The 19686-nt window shown below is 58.1% G+C and carries 18 protein-coding genes; 3 read left to right on the top strand and 15 right to left on the bottom strand.

The window, feature by feature from the left end:
• From GOW56_RS15120 to GOW56_RS15140, 5 genes are all read right to left on the bottom strand, one after another.
• Complete coding sequence (locus tag GOW56_RS15120) at positions 1 to 1338, bottom strand: DUF6638 family protein (RefSeq protein ID WP_171206393.1); 1338 nt, start codon at positions 1336 to 1338, stop codon at positions 1 to 3.
• Positions 1335 to 2108, bottom strand: a complete 774-nt coding sequence (locus tag GOW56_RS15125; protein ID WP_171206394.1) for a hypothetical protein — start codon at positions 2106 to 2108, stop codon at positions 1335 to 1337. The genes GOW56_RS15120 and GOW56_RS15125 overlap by 4 nt, the downstream gene beginning before the upstream one ends.
• Before the next feature lie 9 nt (positions 2109 to 2117).
• Positions 2118 to 4049 carry an ATP-binding protein gene (locus GOW56_RS15130; RefSeq protein ID WP_171206395.1) on the bottom strand — a complete coding sequence of 644 codons (1932 nt, stop codon included), beginning with the start codon at positions 4047 to 4049 and terminating at the stop codon, positions 2118 to 2120.
• 57 nt (positions 4050 to 4106) lie between these two features.
• Entirely contained in the window at positions 4107 to 5225 is a 1119-nt protein-coding gene (locus tag GOW56_RS15135; RefSeq protein ID WP_171206396.1) for a hypothetical protein, read from the bottom strand.
• 276 nt (positions 5226 to 5501) lie between these two features.
• The gene (locus GOW56_RS15140) at positions 5502 to 6581 is read right to left on the bottom strand and encodes a hypothetical protein (RefSeq protein ID WP_171171832.1); all 1080 of its coding nucleotides are present in this window, start codon (positions 6579 to 6581) and stop codon (positions 5502 to 5504) included.
• A gap of 284 nt (positions 6582 to 6865) precedes the next feature.
• Here GOW56_RS15140 and GOW56_RS15145 point away from each other — a divergent pair, with 284 nt between their 5' ends.
• Positions 6866 to 8341 (top strand): NAD-dependent succinate-semialdehyde dehydrogenase, encoded by a 1476-nt coding sequence (locus GOW56_RS15145; protein ID WP_171206397.1) that lies wholly within the window; start codon positions 6866 to 6868, stop codon positions 8339 to 8341.
• Between the two features lie 112 nt (positions 8342 to 8453).
• Here the strand turns inward: GOW56_RS15145 and GOW56_RS15150 are convergent, their stop codons facing one another.
• The 7 genes from GOW56_RS15150 to GOW56_RS15180 all read right to left on the bottom strand — a co-directional run bounded on the left by GOW56_RS15150 (position 8454) and on the right by GOW56_RS15180 (position 17029).
• Positions 8454 to 10679 carry a tetratricopeptide repeat protein gene (locus tag GOW56_RS15150; protein ID WP_171206398.1) on the bottom strand — a complete coding sequence of 742 codons (2226 nt, stop codon included), beginning with the start codon at positions 10677 to 10679 and terminating at the stop codon, positions 8454 to 8456.
• Between the two features lie 144 nt (positions 10680 to 10823).
• A complete protein-coding gene (locus GOW56_RS15155) occupies positions 10824 to 11291 on the bottom strand; it encodes an Hsp20 family protein (RefSeq protein ID WP_152459732.1) in 468 nt (155 codons plus the stop codon).
• A 123-nt stretch (positions 11292 to 11414) separates the two neighbouring features.
• Positions 11415 to 12230, bottom strand: coding sequence for a serine protease (locus tag GOW56_RS15160; protein ID WP_171206399.1), 816 nt, complete (start codon positions 12228 to 12230; stop codon positions 11415 to 11417).
• Positions 12227 to 13018, bottom strand: coding sequence for a trypsin-like peptidase domain-containing protein (locus GOW56_RS15165; protein ID WP_171206400.1), 792 nt, complete (start codon positions 13016 to 13018; stop codon positions 12227 to 12229). Before GOW56_RS15165 ends, GOW56_RS15160 begins: the two co-directional genes overlap by 4 nt.
• A gap of 119 nt (positions 13019 to 13137) precedes the next feature.
• Entirely contained in the window at positions 13138 to 14451 is a 1314-nt protein-coding gene (gene glcF, locus GOW56_RS15170; protein WP_171206401.1) for a glycolate oxidase subunit GlcF, read from the bottom strand.
• A gap of 4 nt (positions 14452 to 14455) precedes the next feature.
• Entirely contained in the window at positions 14456 to 15556 is a 1101-nt protein-coding gene (locus tag GOW56_RS15175; protein WP_171206402.1) for an FAD-binding protein, read from the bottom strand.
• Between the two features lie 24 nt (positions 15557 to 15580).
• Entirely contained in the window at positions 15581 to 17029 is a 1449-nt protein-coding gene (locus tag GOW56_RS15180) for an FAD-linked oxidase C-terminal domain-containing protein (protein ID WP_171206403.1), read from the bottom strand.
• Between the two features lie 79 nt (positions 17030 to 17108).
• Here GOW56_RS15180 and GOW56_RS15185 point away from each other — a divergent pair, with 79 nt between their 5' ends.
• Both GOW56_RS15185 and GOW56_RS15190 read left to right on the top strand, forming a co-directional pair.
• Positions 17109 to 17819 (top strand): DUF599 domain-containing protein, encoded by a 711-nt coding sequence (locus GOW56_RS15185; protein ID WP_152459727.1) that lies wholly within the window; start codon positions 17109 to 17111, stop codon positions 17817 to 17819.
• A 35-nt stretch (positions 17820 to 17854) separates the two neighbouring features.
• Entirely contained in the window at positions 17855 to 18202 is a 348-nt protein-coding gene (locus tag GOW56_RS15190) for a hypothetical protein (protein WP_171206404.1), read from the top strand.
• 3 nt (positions 18203 to 18205) lie between these two features.
• Here GOW56_RS15190 and GOW56_RS15195 read toward each other — a convergent pair whose 3' ends face one another.
• From GOW56_RS15195 to rsfS, 3 genes are read right to left on the bottom strand one after another with little or no spacing between them, the layout of a single operon-like run.
• Positions 18206 to 18691 (bottom strand): flavodoxin family protein, encoded by a 486-nt coding sequence (locus GOW56_RS15195; RefSeq protein WP_171206405.1) that lies wholly within the window; start codon positions 18689 to 18691, stop codon positions 18206 to 18208.
• 1 nt (position 18692) lies between these two features.
• A complete protein-coding gene (gene rlmH, locus GOW56_RS15200; protein WP_171206406.1) occupies positions 18693 to 19163 on the bottom strand; it encodes a 23S rRNA (pseudouridine(1915)-N(3))-methyltransferase RlmH in 471 nt (156 codons plus the stop codon).
• A gap of 44 nt (positions 19164 to 19207) precedes the next feature.
• On the bottom strand, positions 19208 to 19567 hold the full coding sequence (gene rsfS, locus GOW56_RS15205; RefSeq protein ID WP_058276550.1) for a ribosome silencing factor: 360 nt from the start codon (positions 19565 to 19567) through the stop codon (positions 19208 to 19210).
• Positions 19568 to 19686: the final 119 nt, after the last annotated feature.

Here is a 19686-nt window from a genome sequence, read left to right on the forward strand (position 1 = left end):
TCAACCTTTCCTCACCGAACCCCACGGACCAACCCGAGCAATTATGTCATCGCTGACGCGATCGTCGCCGCTCATATCCGGCTCATGTCCGAACAAGGCGGCGCGGGCGCCTTGCTTGTCCACCTGATATTCGCGCGCAAGGAAGTCGGCCACATAGGCCTTCTTGCTCTCGGGCCAGCCCGAATATGTTCGGTAGAACAATTCTTTGTGGCAGATGAACATCTGGCGCGGATCCAGCGGGGCCAATTCGGACAGCAGCATGTTGACCAGATCGCGGTTCGGCGTATCGGCGGCGCGAAGCGTGTAGAAATAGGCCGGGTGGTCCGAGGTGATGCGCGGCCACGGCCCGCCGTCACTTGCCCAGCGCAGCAGTTGAGCAAGCCCGTGATATGCTTCAGGCAGGCGATCCGAGTGGTTTCGCGCCAGCCGCCGCATGTCGCTGCGATCCAGCCCGGTCAGGTTGACATCGGCATCTGCCGCCGCATCGACGGTCAGGAAATCCATCTTCTGTTGCAGGATCGCGGCCGCATCCACGCCGCGCGCCTTGACGATGGGCTCAACCAGATCGTTGTAGTCCAGAAATTTGGCGATCTGGTTCCGCTGCGACAGATCAAACGTGTATTTGATCGGCAGGTCGTCAGGCTTTTCACCCATGCAAATCGCTGCCGGGTGATCAACATCGGGAAAAAGATAAAGCCCACCGAAATGTGCCGTCCAGAAATTTCGCTGCTCAAAATCCGTATGGCGCAGGCGCACCGGGTTGCGGGTGACGTCGCCGGTTTCCCTGGCCGTTTCGATCATCTTGGCGATCAGCACATCGTCGAACCAGGCGTCCTCTTCGGTTTTGAACCGTTCGACCATGCCCGCCAGTTGCTGCGCCTTGCGCAGGGTGCCGCCTGTGGTGTCGGCCTCGATCTCGATCTTGCGCAGGTTCAACAGGTCGCGCGGTGTGGTGAGTTTGAAGACTGAGTTCACCAACTCTCCGGCCACCGCATCAGTGGCGGTCAGGGCGAACAGCTGCGCCTCGTTCATCTCGATGAATTCCCGCAGGATATCGCGCGAGGTCGAGAATTTGACGTTCAACAGAGGCGCGCGTTTCTGCTCGGTTGTCAGCAGGATGAACTGCCGGTTGACCCCGTTGGGGTTTAGGTAGAGCTCATCCCCTAGCTCAATCCCCACCTCCGGCGAATAGCCCGAGATATCCACATGGAAATCCGTCAGCGCCGTGGTCTTGCCCGCCAGATGCTGCAACGCGCGATTATACCGCTCGACCAGAGCCGGGCTGGAGATGTGGACGAGATTGCCGAACATCAGGCCTTTTTCAATGAGGCGGATCATCTGCCTACCCCGTTTCTCAGAAAGACCGGTGTTTTTCGCCCTTCAATTTCACCCACAAGCTCGGGTTCTAACCATAGCAATTTTTGTCTCGCGTTTCTATCCGGCAAGCGATCCAAAACCAATTCGGTTGCGATCAACTCGTATGCTTTGTTAGCCCACCGTGTCGCACTCAGGTTCCAGTCCAACCAGTCTTTCAGTAGCTGGTTTTTTTCCTCTTTAGTCCTAAGGGATGCGCCGGCTCGGTTTAGACGCCCACTAAACATTACTTCTTCGCCAAATGGATACCATGAGTTCCCATCTTTGTTGTGCAAGTATAGCTTGCAGTTCGCTCGATCTGAAACGTGACCGATGTTCTTTTTGGCGGCCTTGAAGGAATAGTGATTGGTAGCTTCGTGCCTTATGGCGCGGGCAATTTCGTATCCACGAAGTTCTTCAAGTATTGAAAACGCATCGAAGGATTCCTTGGCGAGACGAATAACGTTATCGTCTTTTGTACCGCGGGAATTGGATATCTCGGAGATGCTTTCAAAAAACTCAAAGAGTTTTGCAGACCAGTATCTTAGCAAAACCATGATTTGAATTGAAATCGCCGAGTCCACGATTTCGTCCCCCGTCATCTTGTGAGTGGAAAACAAGTACAGCTTGCTAATCGTATTAGACTCAGAAGCGGCGTAGCTTGCCAACGCAAGAAGGGCTTTCTCGTCAAGTGAAAGCGATTTCAGGTCGTCCCAATAGATTGGGATTTCGACTATTTTCTCAATTGCTTTCATAAATGAATTCTACCCCTTCCCCTCCAGATACCGTCGCTTGGCCTCTTCCATCCGGCCCATCTCGCGGACGGCGTTCTCGATGGCGACCTCGTCGCTCTTGTCGGCATAGCGGAACTCGCTGTCGGCATAGCGGTTGATCTCCTGGATCACCATCTCGACTGTAATCGGCTGGCGCAGGTCCTCGATCATCGCCTTCTTGGTGTCGTAGTCGCGGAATAGGAACAGGTCCGGGTTCTCCATCCATTCGTCGGGCAGTTCGAAATCCATCGCGCGGACTTTGACCGCGTCGGTGATGTTCTTGATCGCGCGGCCGGTGAACCGCTCATCCGCCTGTTGAATCGCCTTGAGGTAGGTGCCCAGCTTGGCGATGGTGTCCATCTGGCCGATATCGCCGGAAACCCGGTCATAGACCTGCAACAGCGCGTCCTCATGCGGGCGGGAGTGGCTTTCGAAACTGGCGGCGACAGCCTTTTTGATTTCCTGCGCGGCATAGGCCTCGTGCTCACCCAGCGGGATGTCATGGTTGCGGCCCATCAGCAGGTGTAGGATGTCGATGTAATCCTCGCGCGTCTGTGGCCCGTCTACCAGAAACCGCGCACCCGCCCGTTGACGCAGGGCGTCGTCCACATTCTCGGGGTAGTTCGAGAACATGCCAAAGGTGCAGTTGCCGCGCACAACGGTATTGGCGCCCGCAAAACTCTCCATCAGCACAGCGGTGATTTCCAACTGCCCGGCCGAGGACTGCCGGTCGCCGCGTTTGCCCGCAAGCTGGTCGATATCGTCGATGGTGCCGAAGCCGATGACCGAGGGGTCGATGATCGTGTTGATGAAGGCCTTGGCGTTCTGGCCGGACTTGCCCTGATAGCTGTCGATATTGTCGGTGCTCAGGTTCTGATAGCGGAACGGGTAGCCCGCGTTCTGGCAGTAGTCGTTGATCAGCCCGGCCATCATCTGGATCAAAGTGGTCTTGCCGGTGCCCGGTTTGCCGTCGCCCATGAAGGTGAAAATGAACCCGCCCAGTTCCGCGAACGGGTTCAGGCGGCGGTCGAAGTCGTAGGCCATCACCATCTTGGCCAGTTTCATGGCCTGATATTTGGCGATATGGTTGCCGACCACCTCATTCGGTTTCTTGAACGTCATGGTGAGCGTGGTGGATTTGGCTTTTGAGGCCGGCTCAAACCCCCGGATGGTCAGGTCATCCGCCTCGATATGCCAGGCAGCATTCTGGAACGGGGCCAGATGGCCTGCGGACCCTGCACGCAGGGCGGCCTTTTCCATCAGTTGTTCGGCATAAGCGCTGGTAGCCGCGATCAGATGGGCGTCGTCGGGGGCGTGTTTGGCCAGCACCTGATCCAGCTCCCACAGCGCGCCATGCAGGGCAAGCTGGCCATTGTCGGTCAGAACCTCTTCGATCTCACCGAGATCAACGGTGGTTTCGCCCAGATGCGAAGACATCAGATAGGCCAGCGCGTTGCCGAACGTATGGAGCGTGATCAAAGCCTCGGCGGTCAGCAATTCCGAGAATTCAGTCTTGCGCGCGGCAGGTAGATCCCCGGCCAAATTGGCACGTTTCAGATCGGCCAACGGCGTCTGCTCCGTATAGGCCTCGGCCACGGCCAGAGCGATGGCAATCGCGCGCCGGATGGCCTGCTGCGCAGTCGCCTGCGGGGGTGAGACCAGCGTATCGCCATCATCCGACGCCTCGATTCGTTCAACCAGATGCACCCCATCCTCGCGCACCGTGCGCCGTGTCACCAAACCCGGTGTCGTCGACCGAAACCGCCGCCCCGTCGACACACCCGGAGACCGTTCGACGGCGGCCTCAACGGGTTTGGCAATCCGCGGTGCATGCTCGAACCCGTTCAACAGGGCGGTCGCTGCGGGATAATGCTTGCGAATGTCGTCTTCGCGCAATTCCATCTGATCTGACGTCAAACTCATCTCAATAACCGCCCTTGCTTCATCTTTTCAAAAATTCTCCCGTCGGAGGCGAAAAATTCAATATCTCAGCACCTGCCCGGTCTTGCTGACGACGAACTTGCGCACATCGGCAAAGCCTGGCGGGTTGCGCTCGGCCAGCACCTGAAACGGCCGCTGGGGCAGGATGATCGACCGCTGGGTGCGCGTAGCCCCAGTCTCGGCCCCCTGCCCGCCGAACGGGTCCAGTGCAAAGACCTCGCGTTCGACGGTAGAAAACCAACCGGCGCGTTCTTCGATCACCTCTTCGCTTTCCAGTTCCTCGGTGGTCCAGGCCAGCGCCCAATCCTGACCTTCGGGCGCCTGTGCGTCCTCCAACACCTGCCGCAGGGGGCCGGATTGCTCGGTATAGGCCGAGGAATACATCGGGCCCACATGGATGCGGCGCATGCGTTTGGGGTGCAGGTCGTCGAAATCCTGATCGAACCCCTTGGCGATCGTCACCAGTTTCAGCCCGCCCAAGCTTTGCGCCATCAGATGCGCCTGTACCTCGGGCCAGCGGCGTTGATCCTTGGGCAGGGCAGTTTTGCCGCTGTCCTCCAACTGCATCAGATAGATGACGGGCAGGTTGATCTGGCTGTCATAGACCGCCCAGTGGATCAGGAACTTGCGCCGCTCGCCCTCATTCCCGATCCAGTGGCATTCGGGATCGTTGCGGGCCCAGAACAGCTGACCTTTCAACAATTCCTCGTAATAGAGCCTTTGGGACAGCGCGAATTGCAGCTTGGTGGGAATCTCCCGGTCGCCAATAATTGTCCGCACCATGTCGGTTTTCAGATCCTCTTCCGAGGGCATGTTCGCCAGATGCACCTGCGCCTGCTGCGCGTCATTGGCCATGGTCAACAACTCGGCCGCCACCGGAAACCCGCTGTCGCGCTTGTCCATGGCGAGGCTGCCAAAGAACCGCCCCGTATCGCGCCCCACCAGCAGGTATTTCATGCTGAGCGCACGGAAGGTGTAGAGCAACCCCGAGAGGTAGCGCGACACGATCTGCACCTCTTGTTTGCTGATCGCCCCCTCGGCCTCCATCGTCGCCGCCACGCGCAGAAGGTGGACGGTGATGACCTCAAATTTGCGGAAATAGCGGCGTGAGGCGAAGGTGTCGGTCAGGCCGACATGGTCTAGGGTGGGGTCGTTCATAAACGGTTCCCAAATCTGTCGAAAAGCCAAGGTCGATGTTTCTTTTCGATTTTGAGCATTTCTTCTTTGAGTATCTTCAACGAATACAAAAGACAGTAAAAGCTACCGAGCACGACAGACAAACCCACCATCTGAAACAATAGATCGTGCGCGCTTAAAATCCTTCTGGTTGCTACGAATACGATTAGCATCGCCCCAACAATACACCCGTACATCGCTAGCATTTTGAGGAGCAGAATAAGTACGTCTTTTATCACGTTGGACCCGCTGGCCTGTTCACCCACGATATAAATTCTTGTCATGCTTCTCGACAATCGAGGCAAACCGGCGGGCAAAGCGCTCATCCGCCTTGGCCTTTTTCTCCAGCACGTCGCGGGCAAAGACCATGTGGTCCTCGTGCGCCTCGAGCATGTCGGCCATTTTCTGGTTGGTCGCGGTGCCGATGGCGGCCATTGCCGTCTGAGCCTCCTGGTCGGTCTGCACGCCGATCTCGTTGATGCGGTGGGCCACGTCCTGCTGCTGCGCAGTTTTCAGCGATTTGGTCAGGGCGTCATACAGCACCACGCGCTGTTGCGTGTCTGTTTGCAGCTTGTTGATCAGCACCATCTGCGTCGCCGCCTGGTTTTGCAGTGAATCGACCCAGGTTTTGCCCTTTTCGATGTAACGCTCCAGCGTTTGGGATTTGGCCAACTTGACCTGTTCTTCCTGAACCTTGGCGTTGTATTGTTTGTTCAACTCGGCCAGTTCGGTTTCCAGCTGGGTGCGCGCGGCGGCGTCCTGTTCGACGCTGATCTTGTTTTCCAGCGTGATGATCGTCGGATCCATACCCTGAATCTCGGCGCGCAGCGCCTCGAGTTCCGCCACGGTCGCCTCGCGGTCGTCCAGCGTGACGGTCAGGTTGTCCTCAACCTTGACGCGCTGTTCCTCCAGCACGGACAGTTGCCCTTGCAGCAGTTTGACGATCACGTCGGATTTGGCGATCAGGTCTTGCAGCTTGTCGTCGATATTGGCGGTGCGCATCCGCTCCTGCCGCATCGACTCGGATTTACCTTTCGAGAAGATGCCGACAAACGACTCCCACCCGGTTTTCGAGCGCATCTCGTCAAAATCCTTGGAAAACGCGCTGGTGACGTCGTCCAGCCCCATGATCAGTTCGGCGATATTGGCGTTCATCACCTCGGTATGGGCGTGCACATCCTCGAGCGTGGCGTTTTCGATGTCGATATCGGCCTCGGCAGTGCCGATCTTGGCGCGGGCCGCTTCAATGCGCGAGGTCAGCCCTTCGATCTGAGACTGGCTTTCGCGCACTTTGGCTTGAGTCTCTTCTATCAACGCTTCGAATTGCTGGTTCGACATCGCTTCTATCCCTTTTTTCTTCTATTACCCAATAAGATAGGGAATGTTACACTGATTTACATCCCCTGGGTCTCAAAATTCACCCAGACTTTGGCAAACTCCTTGGCAAAAAGAAAGGCGAGACCGGCCAATGAAACGCGCAGATTTCGGGTGACTCGATTAAATTAACTTGTTAAGTATTTTTTTGATCAAATCTGGATTGATTCCACATCCAGAGTGGCCATAGACAATTGAGACATCACCTGATTGGGTGCGCGCAACCCAATTCACGCCGGAGGCTTATCATGCTGGACGCAACGACCGATCTGAAGTCAATCCTGAAGAACCCCGAATTGCTTGTAACCAAAGCCTATATCGGCGGTCACTGGGTAGACGGTGACAATGGCACGTTCAAAGTCACCAACCCCGCTCGGGGCGATGTGGTCGCCGAGGTGGCAGACGTCAGCCGCGCTCAGGTCGCCGGAGCAATCGCACAGGCCGAAGCCGCGCAGAAAGAATGGGCCAAGCTGACCGGCAAGGAACGTGCAGCCATCCTGCGGCGCTGGTTCGATCTGATGATGGAAAACGCCGAGGATCTGGGCAAGATCCTGACCGCTGAACAGGGCAAACCCCTGGCCGAAGCCATCGGTGAGATCGGCTATGGCGCGTCTTTCATCGAGTTCTTCGGTGAAGAGGCCAAACGCGTCTATGGCGAGACCATTCCCGGCCATCAGCGCGACAAGCGGATCATGGTGATGAAGCAGCCGATCGGCGTTGCGGCCTCGATCACGCCCTGGAACTTCCCCAACGCGATGATCACCCGCAAGGCAGGCCCGGCTTTGGCCGCTGGCTGCGCCTTTGTGGCGCGCCCGGCCACCGAAACGCCCCTGTCGGCGCTGGTACTGGCGCTGCTGGCGGAACAGGCCGGCGTACCTGCGGGCGTGTTCAACGTGGTGCCCTCGTCACAAGCCAGCGAGATCGGCAAGGAGTTCTGTGAAAACCCCGGTGTGCGCAAGCTGACCTTTACCGGATCGACCGAAGTGGGCCGCATCCTGCTGCGCCAGGCAGCCGATCAGGTCATGAAATGTTCGATGGAGCTGGGCGGCAACGCACCGTTCATCGTGTTCGACGACGCCGATCTGGATGCCGCCGTCGAAGGCGCGATGCTGTGCAAGTTCCGCAACAATGGCCAGACCTGTGTCTGCGCGAACCGTATCTATGTGCAGGCCGGCGTCTATGACGCATTCGCGGCCAAACTGAAAACGGCAGTAGAGGCACTCAAGATCGGCGACGGCTTGACCGAAGGCACCACCACCGGCCCGCTGATCAACGCCGACGCGGTCGCCAAGGTCGAGGAACATATCAAGGACGTGACCGACAAGGGCGGCGAGGTTCTGACTGGTGGTCTGCCTCATGATCTGGGCGGCACGTTCTTCCAGCCAACCATCGTGACCGGCGTGACGCAGGACATGCTGGTGGCGCAGGACGAAACCTTTGGCCCGCTGGCCCCGCTGTTCAAGTTCGAAGACGAAGACGACGTGATCGCCATGGCCAATGATACGATTTTTGGTCTGGCCTCGTATTTCTATGCCAAGGACCTGAGCCGCGTCTACAAGGTGGCCGAGGCGCTGGAATACGGCATCGTCGGCGTGAACACCGGCATCATCTCGACCGAGCTGGGCCCGTTCGGCGGCGTCAAGCAATCCGGTCTGGGCCGCGAAGGCAGCCATCACGGCATGGAAGACTATCTGGAAATGAAATACGTCTGCATGTCGGTCTGATCCAACAACGGTCTCTGTCCCATTGCGGCGGGCAGAGACCTCGCATCAGGAAACGCAATCGCGTCGTTGTACAAACAAATGTATAGCGGCGGCCCAATCGACGGTGACACGGCTAGTCTGCGGATTTGTCGCGGATTTGTTCAATTGCACGGGTCGCGAACTTTCCCTGTAACGAACCGTCCACCATGGCTTCCAGCGCGGGCAATGCAGACGACGCCGCGCCACCTATTTTCCCCAATGCAATTGCTGCCTCTTTCCGGACAAACACCGACGGGCTTTCAAGAAGCGCGATCAATTCCGGCACCGCTGGCTGTGCATCTGGACCAAACAGGGCCAGTGATTGGGCTGCCGCCCTCTGATCTTTTGCATCCCCCCGTGACAGATCTGCCCTCAGACTTGCTATGGTTTTTTCCGGAGGCAGCGCCGCCAGACGAAGCCCATCGTTCAGCCGGGCGTTCAGATGCTGGTTTTCTCCGACCCAGCGGATGATGAAAAAGTAATTCTGAACAGCGTCCTGTATGACACCGGCATGCTTGCCCTTTTGCCATCGGTCGATGATGGCCCTGCCCGCACGTCGATCTCCATTCAGGGCCAGAACCGAGGCTGCAAATGGCATCAGTTCAGTTGCCTGCGGATTTCTGTTCAACTCTTTCTCGATCACATCTGCCGCACCCGTCAGGTCATTCAATGCGTAAAGAGCCGCCGCTTCAAACAGCGCGTAGTGGCTGGGATAATTGGGATCCAGCCGGGTCGCGGCCTGTACAAAGGCCAATCCTTCCTCGGGCTCACCGGCTGCAATCAGCGCCCATCCCATCGTCAGATGCGCCTCGGGGTCGCTGGGTTGCAGCGCGATGGCTTTCGCTGCTTCTCGTCTGGCTTCTTCCGTCCCCCGACCTACCCGTAGGTTACTGTCCCAATCCGGAAGGTTGAGACTGACAATAGCCCGGATAACGTGCGCCAGGGCGGTGTCCTGCTCCATCACATCCCGGTAATATCTGTAAAACAGGCCGATATGCATTTGCGCGCCTGACTCTGCAAACCCATTCCAATGATGAAAGATGTGCGGTCGCAAATGCGCCAGGGCAAGCGTCGCCCAGGCACGCCCATAATCCGGGTCCAATTCCACGGCCTTTTCAAAATGGGGAATTGCCGCAAGGTTGTCCTGTTCGTTGAACTGCGAATACAACTCCCACCCGCGCTGGAAGGCCTCGCGTGCTGCAATGGTCTGGGTTTCCACGCTTTCGATGGCTTGCCGGCTTTGAGGGTCGAGCGGAAGATCCAGCTCCTGAGCAATTGCGAGAACAATGGTTTTCTGCACTTCAAAGATGTCATCAATCGCGCCATCAAACCTGTCCGCCCAGATCAATCGCCCGTTCAATGTGTCGGTCAGGCGAATGTTGATCCGGAAATCTTCATCCGCACGTCGCACGCTGCCGTCAACGACGTAGCGAACCCCAAGTTCTTCGGCGAAACGAGCGATATCTATGTTCCTGTCGCGGTATGCGAAGGATGAATTGCCGGCGATGACGAACAATCCGGATATTCGGGACAGGTCCGTGATCAAATCCTCAGAGATACCGTTGATCAGCATTTCCTTGGATGCGTCATCGGTGTAATTCGCAATCGGCAACACTGCGATGGAAGGTAGATCCGGCAAAGGGTAAACCATCTGCGCCTCTGAGGCGCGCAATTGGCCAGTCTTCCACGGTTTCGTCAGAAAAAGCCCAACAGCCGCCAACATCACGAGCAGAGCCGCCAGCGGCAGCCAGCGGGATTTCCTCAGTGTGCGGCTTTTTCGCGGTGAAGGCAAAATTTCCGCTTCTACGCGAAAGGCCTGAACTGGGTCTGCGATGTTCTTGACGTTCTGTGGCCCGATCGGGGCAAAACCATAGGGCACTTTGTTGCGCGCATAATCGACGATGGATTGTGAAACAATGATACCACCGGGATCTGCCAGTGCCTCGAGCCGCGCGGCAACGTTCACCCCGTCGCCAAGGATGTCATCCCCGTTCGAAACCACATCGCCGACATTCAGGCCGATCCGAAACGTGATGACGCTATCTTGATCGGTACCCGCGTTTCTCTTTGCAAGGTCGGCCTGAATTTCCACGGCAGCGTGAACCGCATCGACGGCGCTGCGAAATTCGATCACAAAGCTGTCTCCCGCAGTGTTCGCGATGCGCCCTGAATGCCGGGCGATCGCCGGCTCTATGACTTCGCTGCGGATCAGGCGAAGCCTTGCGATGGTACCTTCTTCGTCCAGACCAACCAATCTTGAGTAGCCGGCGATGTCGGCTGCCAGGATAGCTGCTAGTCGACGTTTTGGTCGGCTTTCCATAATACCGAAGACTATCAGGCGGATAATTTGCTGGGAACCAGTTTTCGCACACGCCCAAAACACAACGCCCCGCGTCTGGAGGAACGCGGGGCGTGTGTTGCGGCAGTCCGGGAGGAGTGAACTGCCGCGGGATATTCAGAAGCCTCAGTTCACGGCTTTGGCGTCCACCACATCCTTCTCGATGGCTTTGGCCGAGGTGATCTCGATCCGGCGCGGTTTCAGGGCCTCTGGAACCTCGCGCTTCAGTTCGATGTTCAGCATGCCGTTTTCATGGCTCGCACCGGTGACGCGGACATGATCCGCCAGGGCAAACCGACGCTCGAACGCGCGGGTGGCGATGCCACGGTGCAAATAGGTGCGCTCTTTGTCTTCGGCGGCTTTTTTACCTGCCACGACAAGTGAATTTTCTTTCACTTCCACGGTCAGGTCGTTTTCCGAAAAACCGGCAACGGCCACCGAAATCCGGTAGGTGTCGACATCGGTTTTTTCGATGTTGTAGGGTGGATAGCTGGGCTGAGCCCCATCGTTGGTCAGAACGCGATCCATCATGTCGGCGATCTGGTCAAAGCCAATGGTGGCGCGGTGCAGCGGTGCAAAATCAAACGTACGCATGTGTCATATCCTCATTCTTGAGCGATTTGCAATAAGTGCCCTCCGACTGGACGGGCGATTTCAGGTACCGGACCCCGTTGTGGCGGTCCGATACACATCACATGGGTAGCGATTTCGCCGAGTTCAACCCCCGCCAGAACTGATGAATTTCGCACCAGATCCTGACTTACCGGACCCGACCTGCAATCGGCGGATCGACGCCTTGGGCTGGGGTGCATCGCGCCGCATGATGGCCTTTAGCTCGGCGACGATCCCGTCAAGCTCCATGCCAAACCCCACCTTTCTGCGGCCGTTCGTGCCTACCGCCGATACCACAGACAGGATCTGCCAGCGCGCACCGTTTTTCGCCAGAATTGCAGACCCGGAAGACCCGAAAGTAATGTCGCAATCAAAGGTGATCAGACCCTGCCTGCGGTCGATGATACGGCACGACCGTTCTCGGGTGATCGCCTCGGACCGTCCGCGCCCATACGAGGCAATGCTGATCTCGTTGCCCGGAACACGGCCGCTGTGCAGCGCAAAAGGGTCGGCGACCGAATACGGGATAGGCTCGTTCAGCCGCATCAGGGCCACGTCCAACTGGACACCTTCGTGCGACAGCGGGTTCTGCGCCCCATAGCTGGGATGAAGGGCGATTTGCGTGACCTGACGCTCGGCCAAAGCGTTGCCGTTGCTAAGGCCTGCACGAAACGTGATGTCTTCGGGCACATAAGTCTTCCCGGTACGACGATCCACCGCACAATGGGCTGCGGTCAGCACCATGTCCTGCGCGATCAACGTGCCGGTGCAATACGAGGCATCGCGGACATCCAGCCGACCGATAGCCTCCCAACCATAAAGGTCATCCCGGTCGGTCAGCTTGCGCTTGTTGGATTGTGCTTGCGGCGCTGTTGCCAAGACGCTCAGGCCCAATAACAAGCTCCAGAAGACTCTCATCATGGTCGAATGAACCTTGCGCCTATGTTCTTGTTCGTTCCCGATCCGGACGAGGAAAGCCCAAATCCCCGCCCTGCAGAAAGTTCGTCACGCAGCAATTGCAGCGAATGCTCAACCGCGGTTCCAATTGCAACACTCTGGCCGTCCATACTGGCCTTGGCCGCAACCACCGATACGATCTGAGGGCGCGCGCCCGTGAAAGAAAAAACGGGTGCCCCCGAAGACCCGAAATCAACGTCGCAGGACATGACCATAACCCCGGCCTGCCGGTTCATGACCGAGCAGACCTGTTGCAGCGACGGAGCTTCTGACCGGTCATGCGCATAAGACACAACGCCCACTTCAGCGCCACGTTTGGGCTGATCGCCCGACTCAAATGGAATGACGGCGGTATTACGGATCGGCTGCCACAGCTCGATCAAAGCCACGTCCGCGCTTACCCGGTCGGCCGTAGAATCGACGCCATATTGGTAGTCCGGATGGATCACAGCCTGGCGCGCGGTCCGATAGGCCAACGCACGTCCCAAACGCCACCCGGCCAGAAACTCGATATCCTCGGGGTTGATCCGTTGTCCTGATCTTTTGTCGAACAGGCAATGCGCCGCTGTCAGTACAAGCGTCGGCGACACCAGCGTTCCGGTGCAAAACCCTGCGCCGGCGATATCCAACCGCCCGACAGCCATCCACTCGCGCCCGGAATCAGACGTATCCAGGCTTTCCAGCCTAGTGTCCTGCGCCGTGGCCGCCAATGGCAAGACACAGAGCACGATCGCCTTGATCCAGTTACGCACGAGGTTCTCCGAGACTCACTTCGAAGCTTTTGTCCTACGTGCCGCGTTGGGCGAAAATAGGGCGATCATGCACCAAAAGTATTTCCCTGGGAAATGATGCGCGCTGGCATCAGCATGATTCACCGCAAGACGGGAACCGGGTTCCCTGTTCCCTGCAAGGCCGGTGGCTTTGGTCCGCCGGTCGCCCAGTCCAGCAACTCTACCGTGTGAACGATCGGCAGTTGCGTACCAGAACCGATCTGCATCATGCACCCGATATTGCCGGCAGCAATGATATCAGGCTTTTTCGCCTCAAGAGTTCTAACTTTTCGCTGTTTCAACTGGCCTGATATGTCCGGCTGCATCAGGTTGTACGTTCCCGCGCTGCCGCAGCACAAATGACTGTCGGCGGGTTCGACGACCTTGAAACCCGCGTGTTTAAGCAAGTCTTTGGGATAGGATTTGATCTTCTGCCCATGCTGCAATGAACAGGCCGCATGATAGGCGACGGTCAGGTTTTGGTTTTCCCCCGCCGGCAGGTCCAGCTGAATCAGAAGTTCACTGACATCCATGGCGATTGCAGACACACGCGCCGCATCTTCGGCTAGCGGGTTATTGCTAAACATGTGTCCATAATCTTTCACGGTGGTGCCACAGCCGGAGGTATTGATGACTATGGCGTCCAACCCATCACCGTCCATTTCCCGTTTCCAGGCTCTGATATTGGCTTTTGCCGCCATATGACTGTCTTGCACCTTGCCCATGTGATGGGTCAAAGCTCCGCAACACCCGGCACCTTCGGCGATCACGACCTCGCACCCCAATCGAGTCAGCAGGCGGATCGTGGCGTCATTGATATCGGTGTTCAGCGCCCTTTGCGCGCAGCCCGTCATAAGCGCCACCCGCATTTTTCGTTCGCCGCCGGGCGCAAAACTCTGCGGATCATCGTTGCGGCTGACAGGCGGGATATGCTTGGGCGCCATCTCCAACATCGCGCGCAGCCGGGCATCAGGCATCAGGAACCGGAAAGGACGGCCCAGCCTGGCCCCGATCAGGGCCCAACGGAACCGCATCGGATAAGGCAGGATCTGTGCCAGAACCCAGCGCAACGCACGATCCGTCAGCGGGCGCTTGTAGTTGGCCTCGATATATTCGCGCGCGTGATCGACCAGATGCATATAATGCACACCTGACGGGCAGGTGGTCATGCAGGCCAGACAGGACAGGCAGCGGTCGATGTGCTTGACCGTCTTTTCGTCGGGCACACGCTCGTTTTCCAGCATGTCCTTGATCAGGTAGATGCGCCCACGCGGACTGTCGAGCTCGTCTCCCAGCACCTGATATGTCGGACACGTGGCCGTGCAAAATCCGCAATGGACGCAGTTTCGCAGAATCTCGTTCGAGCGCTGGATTGCCGGGTCTTGCAATTGCTCATCCGTGAATGTTGTCTGCATCGCCCTATCCCATCAGCCCCGGGTTGAACAAACCCCGAGGATCAAATCTCGCACGCAAGCCCTTTGTCAGAGCCGATATTGATGTGGGTTCCGGATGAAATCGCCCCAGTTTTCTGATCGTTTCGTGGTCGGATCGTACCAAAGTGGCATGACCCGAAAACGCACCAAGCCGGCCACGCACATCCGTGCCAGCCGGGACCCGCAGCCAGACAAGACCACCGCCCCAATCAAACAGCGTTTGATCCGCTTCGGCGCGCGCCGAAATCTCCGCCGCGTCACCCGGTTTTACCGAAAGCCGCCAGACGTCCCCGTCCGTGCCCTGAAATGGGTGAACGTCGCGGATCCCGGTCCAAAGCGCTGTGGCGTCTCCCTCGTCTGTCACCTCACCAAAATCTGCCAGTAAGGCGGTCAACCGACCGATCCTGTACGTCACCGACTCTGCAAATCCCTCAACCCTAAGCAGGGCATTTCCACCCGCCGGGTCATAGGCGGCACCAGTCACTTCAAAGGGTGATTTCAACGCAGCGGAAAGAATTTTCACCGCGCTGCCGGCATCCCGAACGGCGACGGACAAAGTCGCCACTCTTTCCGGCTTGGGCAGCACCTTCAACGACACTTCGGTCAGAATTCCCAGTGTTCCCCAAGACCCACCCATCAATTTAACGAGATCATAACCGGTGACGTTTTTCATAACTCGCCCACCATTCTTGACCACCTGCCCGCGCCCGTCGACGAAACGCACACCCAGCAGGAAATCACGGCAGGCGCCGACCTGAATCCGCCGCGGGCCCGAGATATTGGCCGCGACGACACCGCCGATCGTTGGTTCACCTTGAGTATCAAGCAAACTGCGGTGATCCATCGGCTCAAACGCCAGTTGCTGACCTTCCGCTTCCAGCACGGCCTGGATCTCTGCCAATGGTGTCCCGGCCTTGGCCACAAGAGTAAGTGCTCCGGGTTCGTAAAGCGAAATGCCACGCAGAGCCCCGGTTTCGATATTCGCGTCGGGACCGGTGACCGCGCGCGTTCCGCCACCGACGATGCGAACAGGGTCTTTCAATCCGGTCACCATGTCGGCCAGTTCAGATTCTGATTCAGGTTTCATGGCAAAATCCGTTATTAGAGCCTGTTATCCGGCAGCAATCTGCGCGTGGCGGCGGGTTTCCGAAACGTTCAGTGGAAACACCTTGGCAGGGTTCAGCAGCCATTTGGGGTCAAAAACGTCCTTGACCGCCATCTGCGCTTCAAGATCGGCAGGCGCATATTGATGCGACATGAGATCCCTCTTCTCGATGCCAACGCCGTGCTCACCGGTCAGACAACCGCCTTCGTCCACGCATAGTTTCAGAATTTCGGCCCCGAATGCCTCGCATTTTTCCAGATCACCCGGTTTGTTGGCATCGAAAAGGATCAACGGATGCATGTTCCCATCCCCTGCGTGAAAAACGTTCCCGACAGGCAGACCGAATTCTTCACTCAACTCGCCGATACGGCGCAGCACCGTCGGCAGGGCCGACACCGGGATCGTACCGTCAAGGCACATGTAGTCGTTCAACTGCCCCATGGCGCCGAATGCGGATTTCCGACCAAGCCAGATTTTTGCGCTTTCTTCGGCTGACTGGCTTTCTCGCAACTCGACCGGGTTGTGGCGCTTGGCGATCTCGATGATTTTCGACAGTTGATGGGCGATTTCGGCTTCCGACCCTTCCACTTCGACAATCAACAGCGCATGGCAATCGGGGTATCCGGCGTGTGCAAAGTTTTCGCAGGCTTTTATGCACAGCGTGTCCATGAACTCGATCGCGACCGGCAGAATGCCCGATTTGATAATGTCAGAAACACACTGACCCGCGACTTCGTTGTCGTCGAACCCCATCAGAACCGGCCGCGCGCCTTCGGGTTTGCGCAGAATGCGCAGTGTTGCTTCGGTCACCACGCCCAACTGACCTTCCGAGCCGCAAATGACGCCCAAAAGGTCCAGACCGGGCGCATCCAGATGCGCGCCGCCGATCTCGACGACACTGCCATCCATCATCACCATGGTCACGCCCATAAGGTTGTTCGTTGTCACGCCATATTTCAGGCAATGCGCGCCACCTGAATTCATCGCGATATTGCCGGCAATGGCGCATGCCAGTTGCGAGGAAGGATCAGGCGCATAAAAGAAATCCTCCTCCTCGACCGCGCCGGTGACGCTCAGATTGGTGCGGCCCGTCTGCACCCTGATGAAACGATTGTCATAGTCAACCTCCAGCACCTCATTCATCCGCGCGACGCCCAGAATGACGCAATCAGCCGTTGGCAATGCCCCACCGGCCAGCGACGTACCCGCACCGCGCGGCACGACCGGCACGCCCTCTTCATGGCAAATGCGCAAAACGTCCGAGACTTCCTGCGTGCTCGACGGCAACACGGCCAGCATCGGAGGGCACTTGTAGGCCGTCAGGGCATCGCACTCATAGGCTCGGGTTTCAGCCGGATCATGGATAATTGCCGTATCTGGCAGAACCCGCGACAGCCGCGAAACGATCGCGCTTTTCCGGTTCAGTACGTCCGGGCTTGGCTTTGGCATTTCCATGGCATCCCTCCCTTTGGTAAAATAATATTACCAATTTACCACTCTGGCAAGTTCCGATGTCCGGTCGTACTGTCGCGCCATGACCTGGATCGAACGTGCCGCCCTATTTTCCCCTCTGGATTATGCTGCCATTGCAATATTGCTGGGTGCGTGGCTGTGGATCGGATGGAAGATCGAACACCCGTCACCACAGAAGCCGTCCGTCGCCCTTGTGATGGATGGCTACCGCCGCGACTGGATGCACGAGATGGTGACGCGCCAGCCACGGATGTTCGATGCGCAGGTCGTGGCTGCCATGCGGCAAGGCAGCACCTTTTTCGCCTCAACCACGATGATTGCCATCGGGGGCGGTCTGGCCCTGTTGGGCAATACCGAGCGATTGGCCGGGGTGGCGACGGATCTTGCCATCGGCAGTGCACCGGCGATGGTCTGGGAAATCAAGATACTTGTGGTTGTCCTGCTGCTGGCCAATGCTTTTCTGAAATACGTCTGGGCCCATCGTCTTTTTGGGTATTGCGCCGTTTTGATGGCCTCGGTCCCCAACGATCCTGAGGACCCAAACGCCTATCCTAGGGCCGGTCAGGCGGCCGAGATCTGCGTGACCGCCGCCCGAAGCTTCAACCGCGGTCTTCGCGCCACCTATTTCGCCCTTGCTTCGCTGGCGTGGTTTCTTGGACCGATGGCATTGGTGTTGGGCACGATGATCACATTCGGTGTCCTGTATCGCCGCGAGTTTGCATCGCATTCCCGCGCGATCCTCATGGCCCAAACGTCGAACACAGAGACGTGATCCCCAAGCGCGGCATTAAACCCTAGGTTCGAACCATGCGATATGTGATTCTCAGCGCCCTTCTGGCTGTACCTGCCCTTGCCGACCCGCCGACAATCGAACAGGTCCGCGCCAGTGCCACCGGTGACACATGGCGGTTCGACGTGACGATCCGGCATCCCGATACAGGCTGGGATCATTACGCCGACGGCTGGCGCGTTCTGGACATGGACGGGAATGAACTGGGACTGCGGGTGCTGCACCACCCGCATGAGACAGAACAACCTTTTACCCGCTCGCTTGGCGGCGTGGTGATTCCGGAAAACGTTTCACAGGTGCAGATTCAGGCCCGGTGCAATGTGGATGGCTGGAACGAAGACACGACGTTGGTCGAACTGAACTGACCTTCAGAAAATCCCCATGGCCAGGCCCGCACCCAACGCGGCGCCGATCTCGCGACACCGATCCAGCTGATCTTCCGGAATGGTTTTTCGGGCCAGAATGGCCTCGGGCGTTTGCGCGTGCGTGCAGACAATCAGCGGCGACTGGACCTCTTTCAACCGCCATCCAGTGGCGATCCGTGCGATCTGGCAGGCTGCATTCTCTCCGTCCGACCCGGCGCAAATCATCTGCGCATATGGGCGACCTTCGATCTGTCCCAGAACCGGGTAATAACAGCGGTCGAAGAATTCCTTCATCAAGCCCGAGATCGCCGCCAGATTCTCTGGCGCGCAGAAGATGTAGCCGTCGGCGGCCAGCACATCCTCCGGCCCCGCCTGATCCGCAGGCACAAGCTCAACCTCGGTCTCAGCCCGCGCCGATTCAGCCGCCGCTTCGGCCATCTGCCGGGCACCGCCTGTGCGCGAATGGTAAACGATCAGAAGCTGCGCCATGTCAGACCCGGTGATAGGGGCCACCTGACAGAATGGTCGCGGCCCGATACAGTTGCTCGGCCAGCATCACACGGACCAGCATATGAGGCCAGACCATCGACCCGAACGAGATGGAAAAGTCGGCTTCGGCCCGCAAAGCAGGGTCTATTCCGTCGGCCCCGCCGATGACCAGCGCCAGATCCTGCCGCCCCGCATCGCGCCAACTACCCAGTTTCCTGGCAAAATCGGGCGAGGACATCACGCGCCCGCGTTCGTCCAGCGTACAGATCACCGCGCCCTTGGGCAGCGCCTTGCGCAGCAACGCGGCTTCGGCCCCCATGCCTGCGTTTTTCTTGTCCTCGACCTCGATCACCCGCGCGGGACCAAGGCCCAGGCCACGGCCGGTCCGGTCAAAGCGGGTCAGGTAATCATCAAGCAGGGACTTCTCCGGTCCGGCGCGCAATCGCCCGACCGCAACTATGCTGATACGCATATCTCTCTCGCCTCCGGCCCCTCAATACGGGCCGGGATGGCGCCTCAATTCGCCGAGGCGCTGCCGCCCTGGGGCAGCCACATCTTTTCCAGCTGGTAGAATTCGCGCACTTCGGGGCGGAAGATATGGACGATCACGTCGCCCGTATCGATCAGCACCCAATCGCCGGCATCCTTGCCTTCGACCTTCGAGGTGAAACCGAATTCCTGCTTGATGCGATCCGTCAGCTTTTCCGCCATGGCCGAGACCTGACGGGTCGACCGACCCGAAGCAATGACCATGTGATCCGCGACAGACGACTTGCCTTGCAGGTTGATCTGCACGACGTCTTCGGCCTTGTCATCGGAAAGTGAGGAAAGGATACGCTCAAGCAGCTTGTCGCTGATTGACTGAGAGTGGGCCATTACACGGGACCCGTCTTCGGCAGGCAAACCCGCCTGTGTATGTAGTGACAGGACATAGTCCTCCTTTGCTGCGCGCCGTGAAACCCCGGCGCCGGGGTACTAATAAGGTAACAAGGGGA

It is taken from the genome of Ruegeria sp. HKCCA0235A (genome assembly GCF_013033235.1).
Taxonomy (GTDB): domain Bacteria; phylum Pseudomonadota; class Alphaproteobacteria; order Rhodobacterales; family Rhodobacteraceae; genus Ruegeria.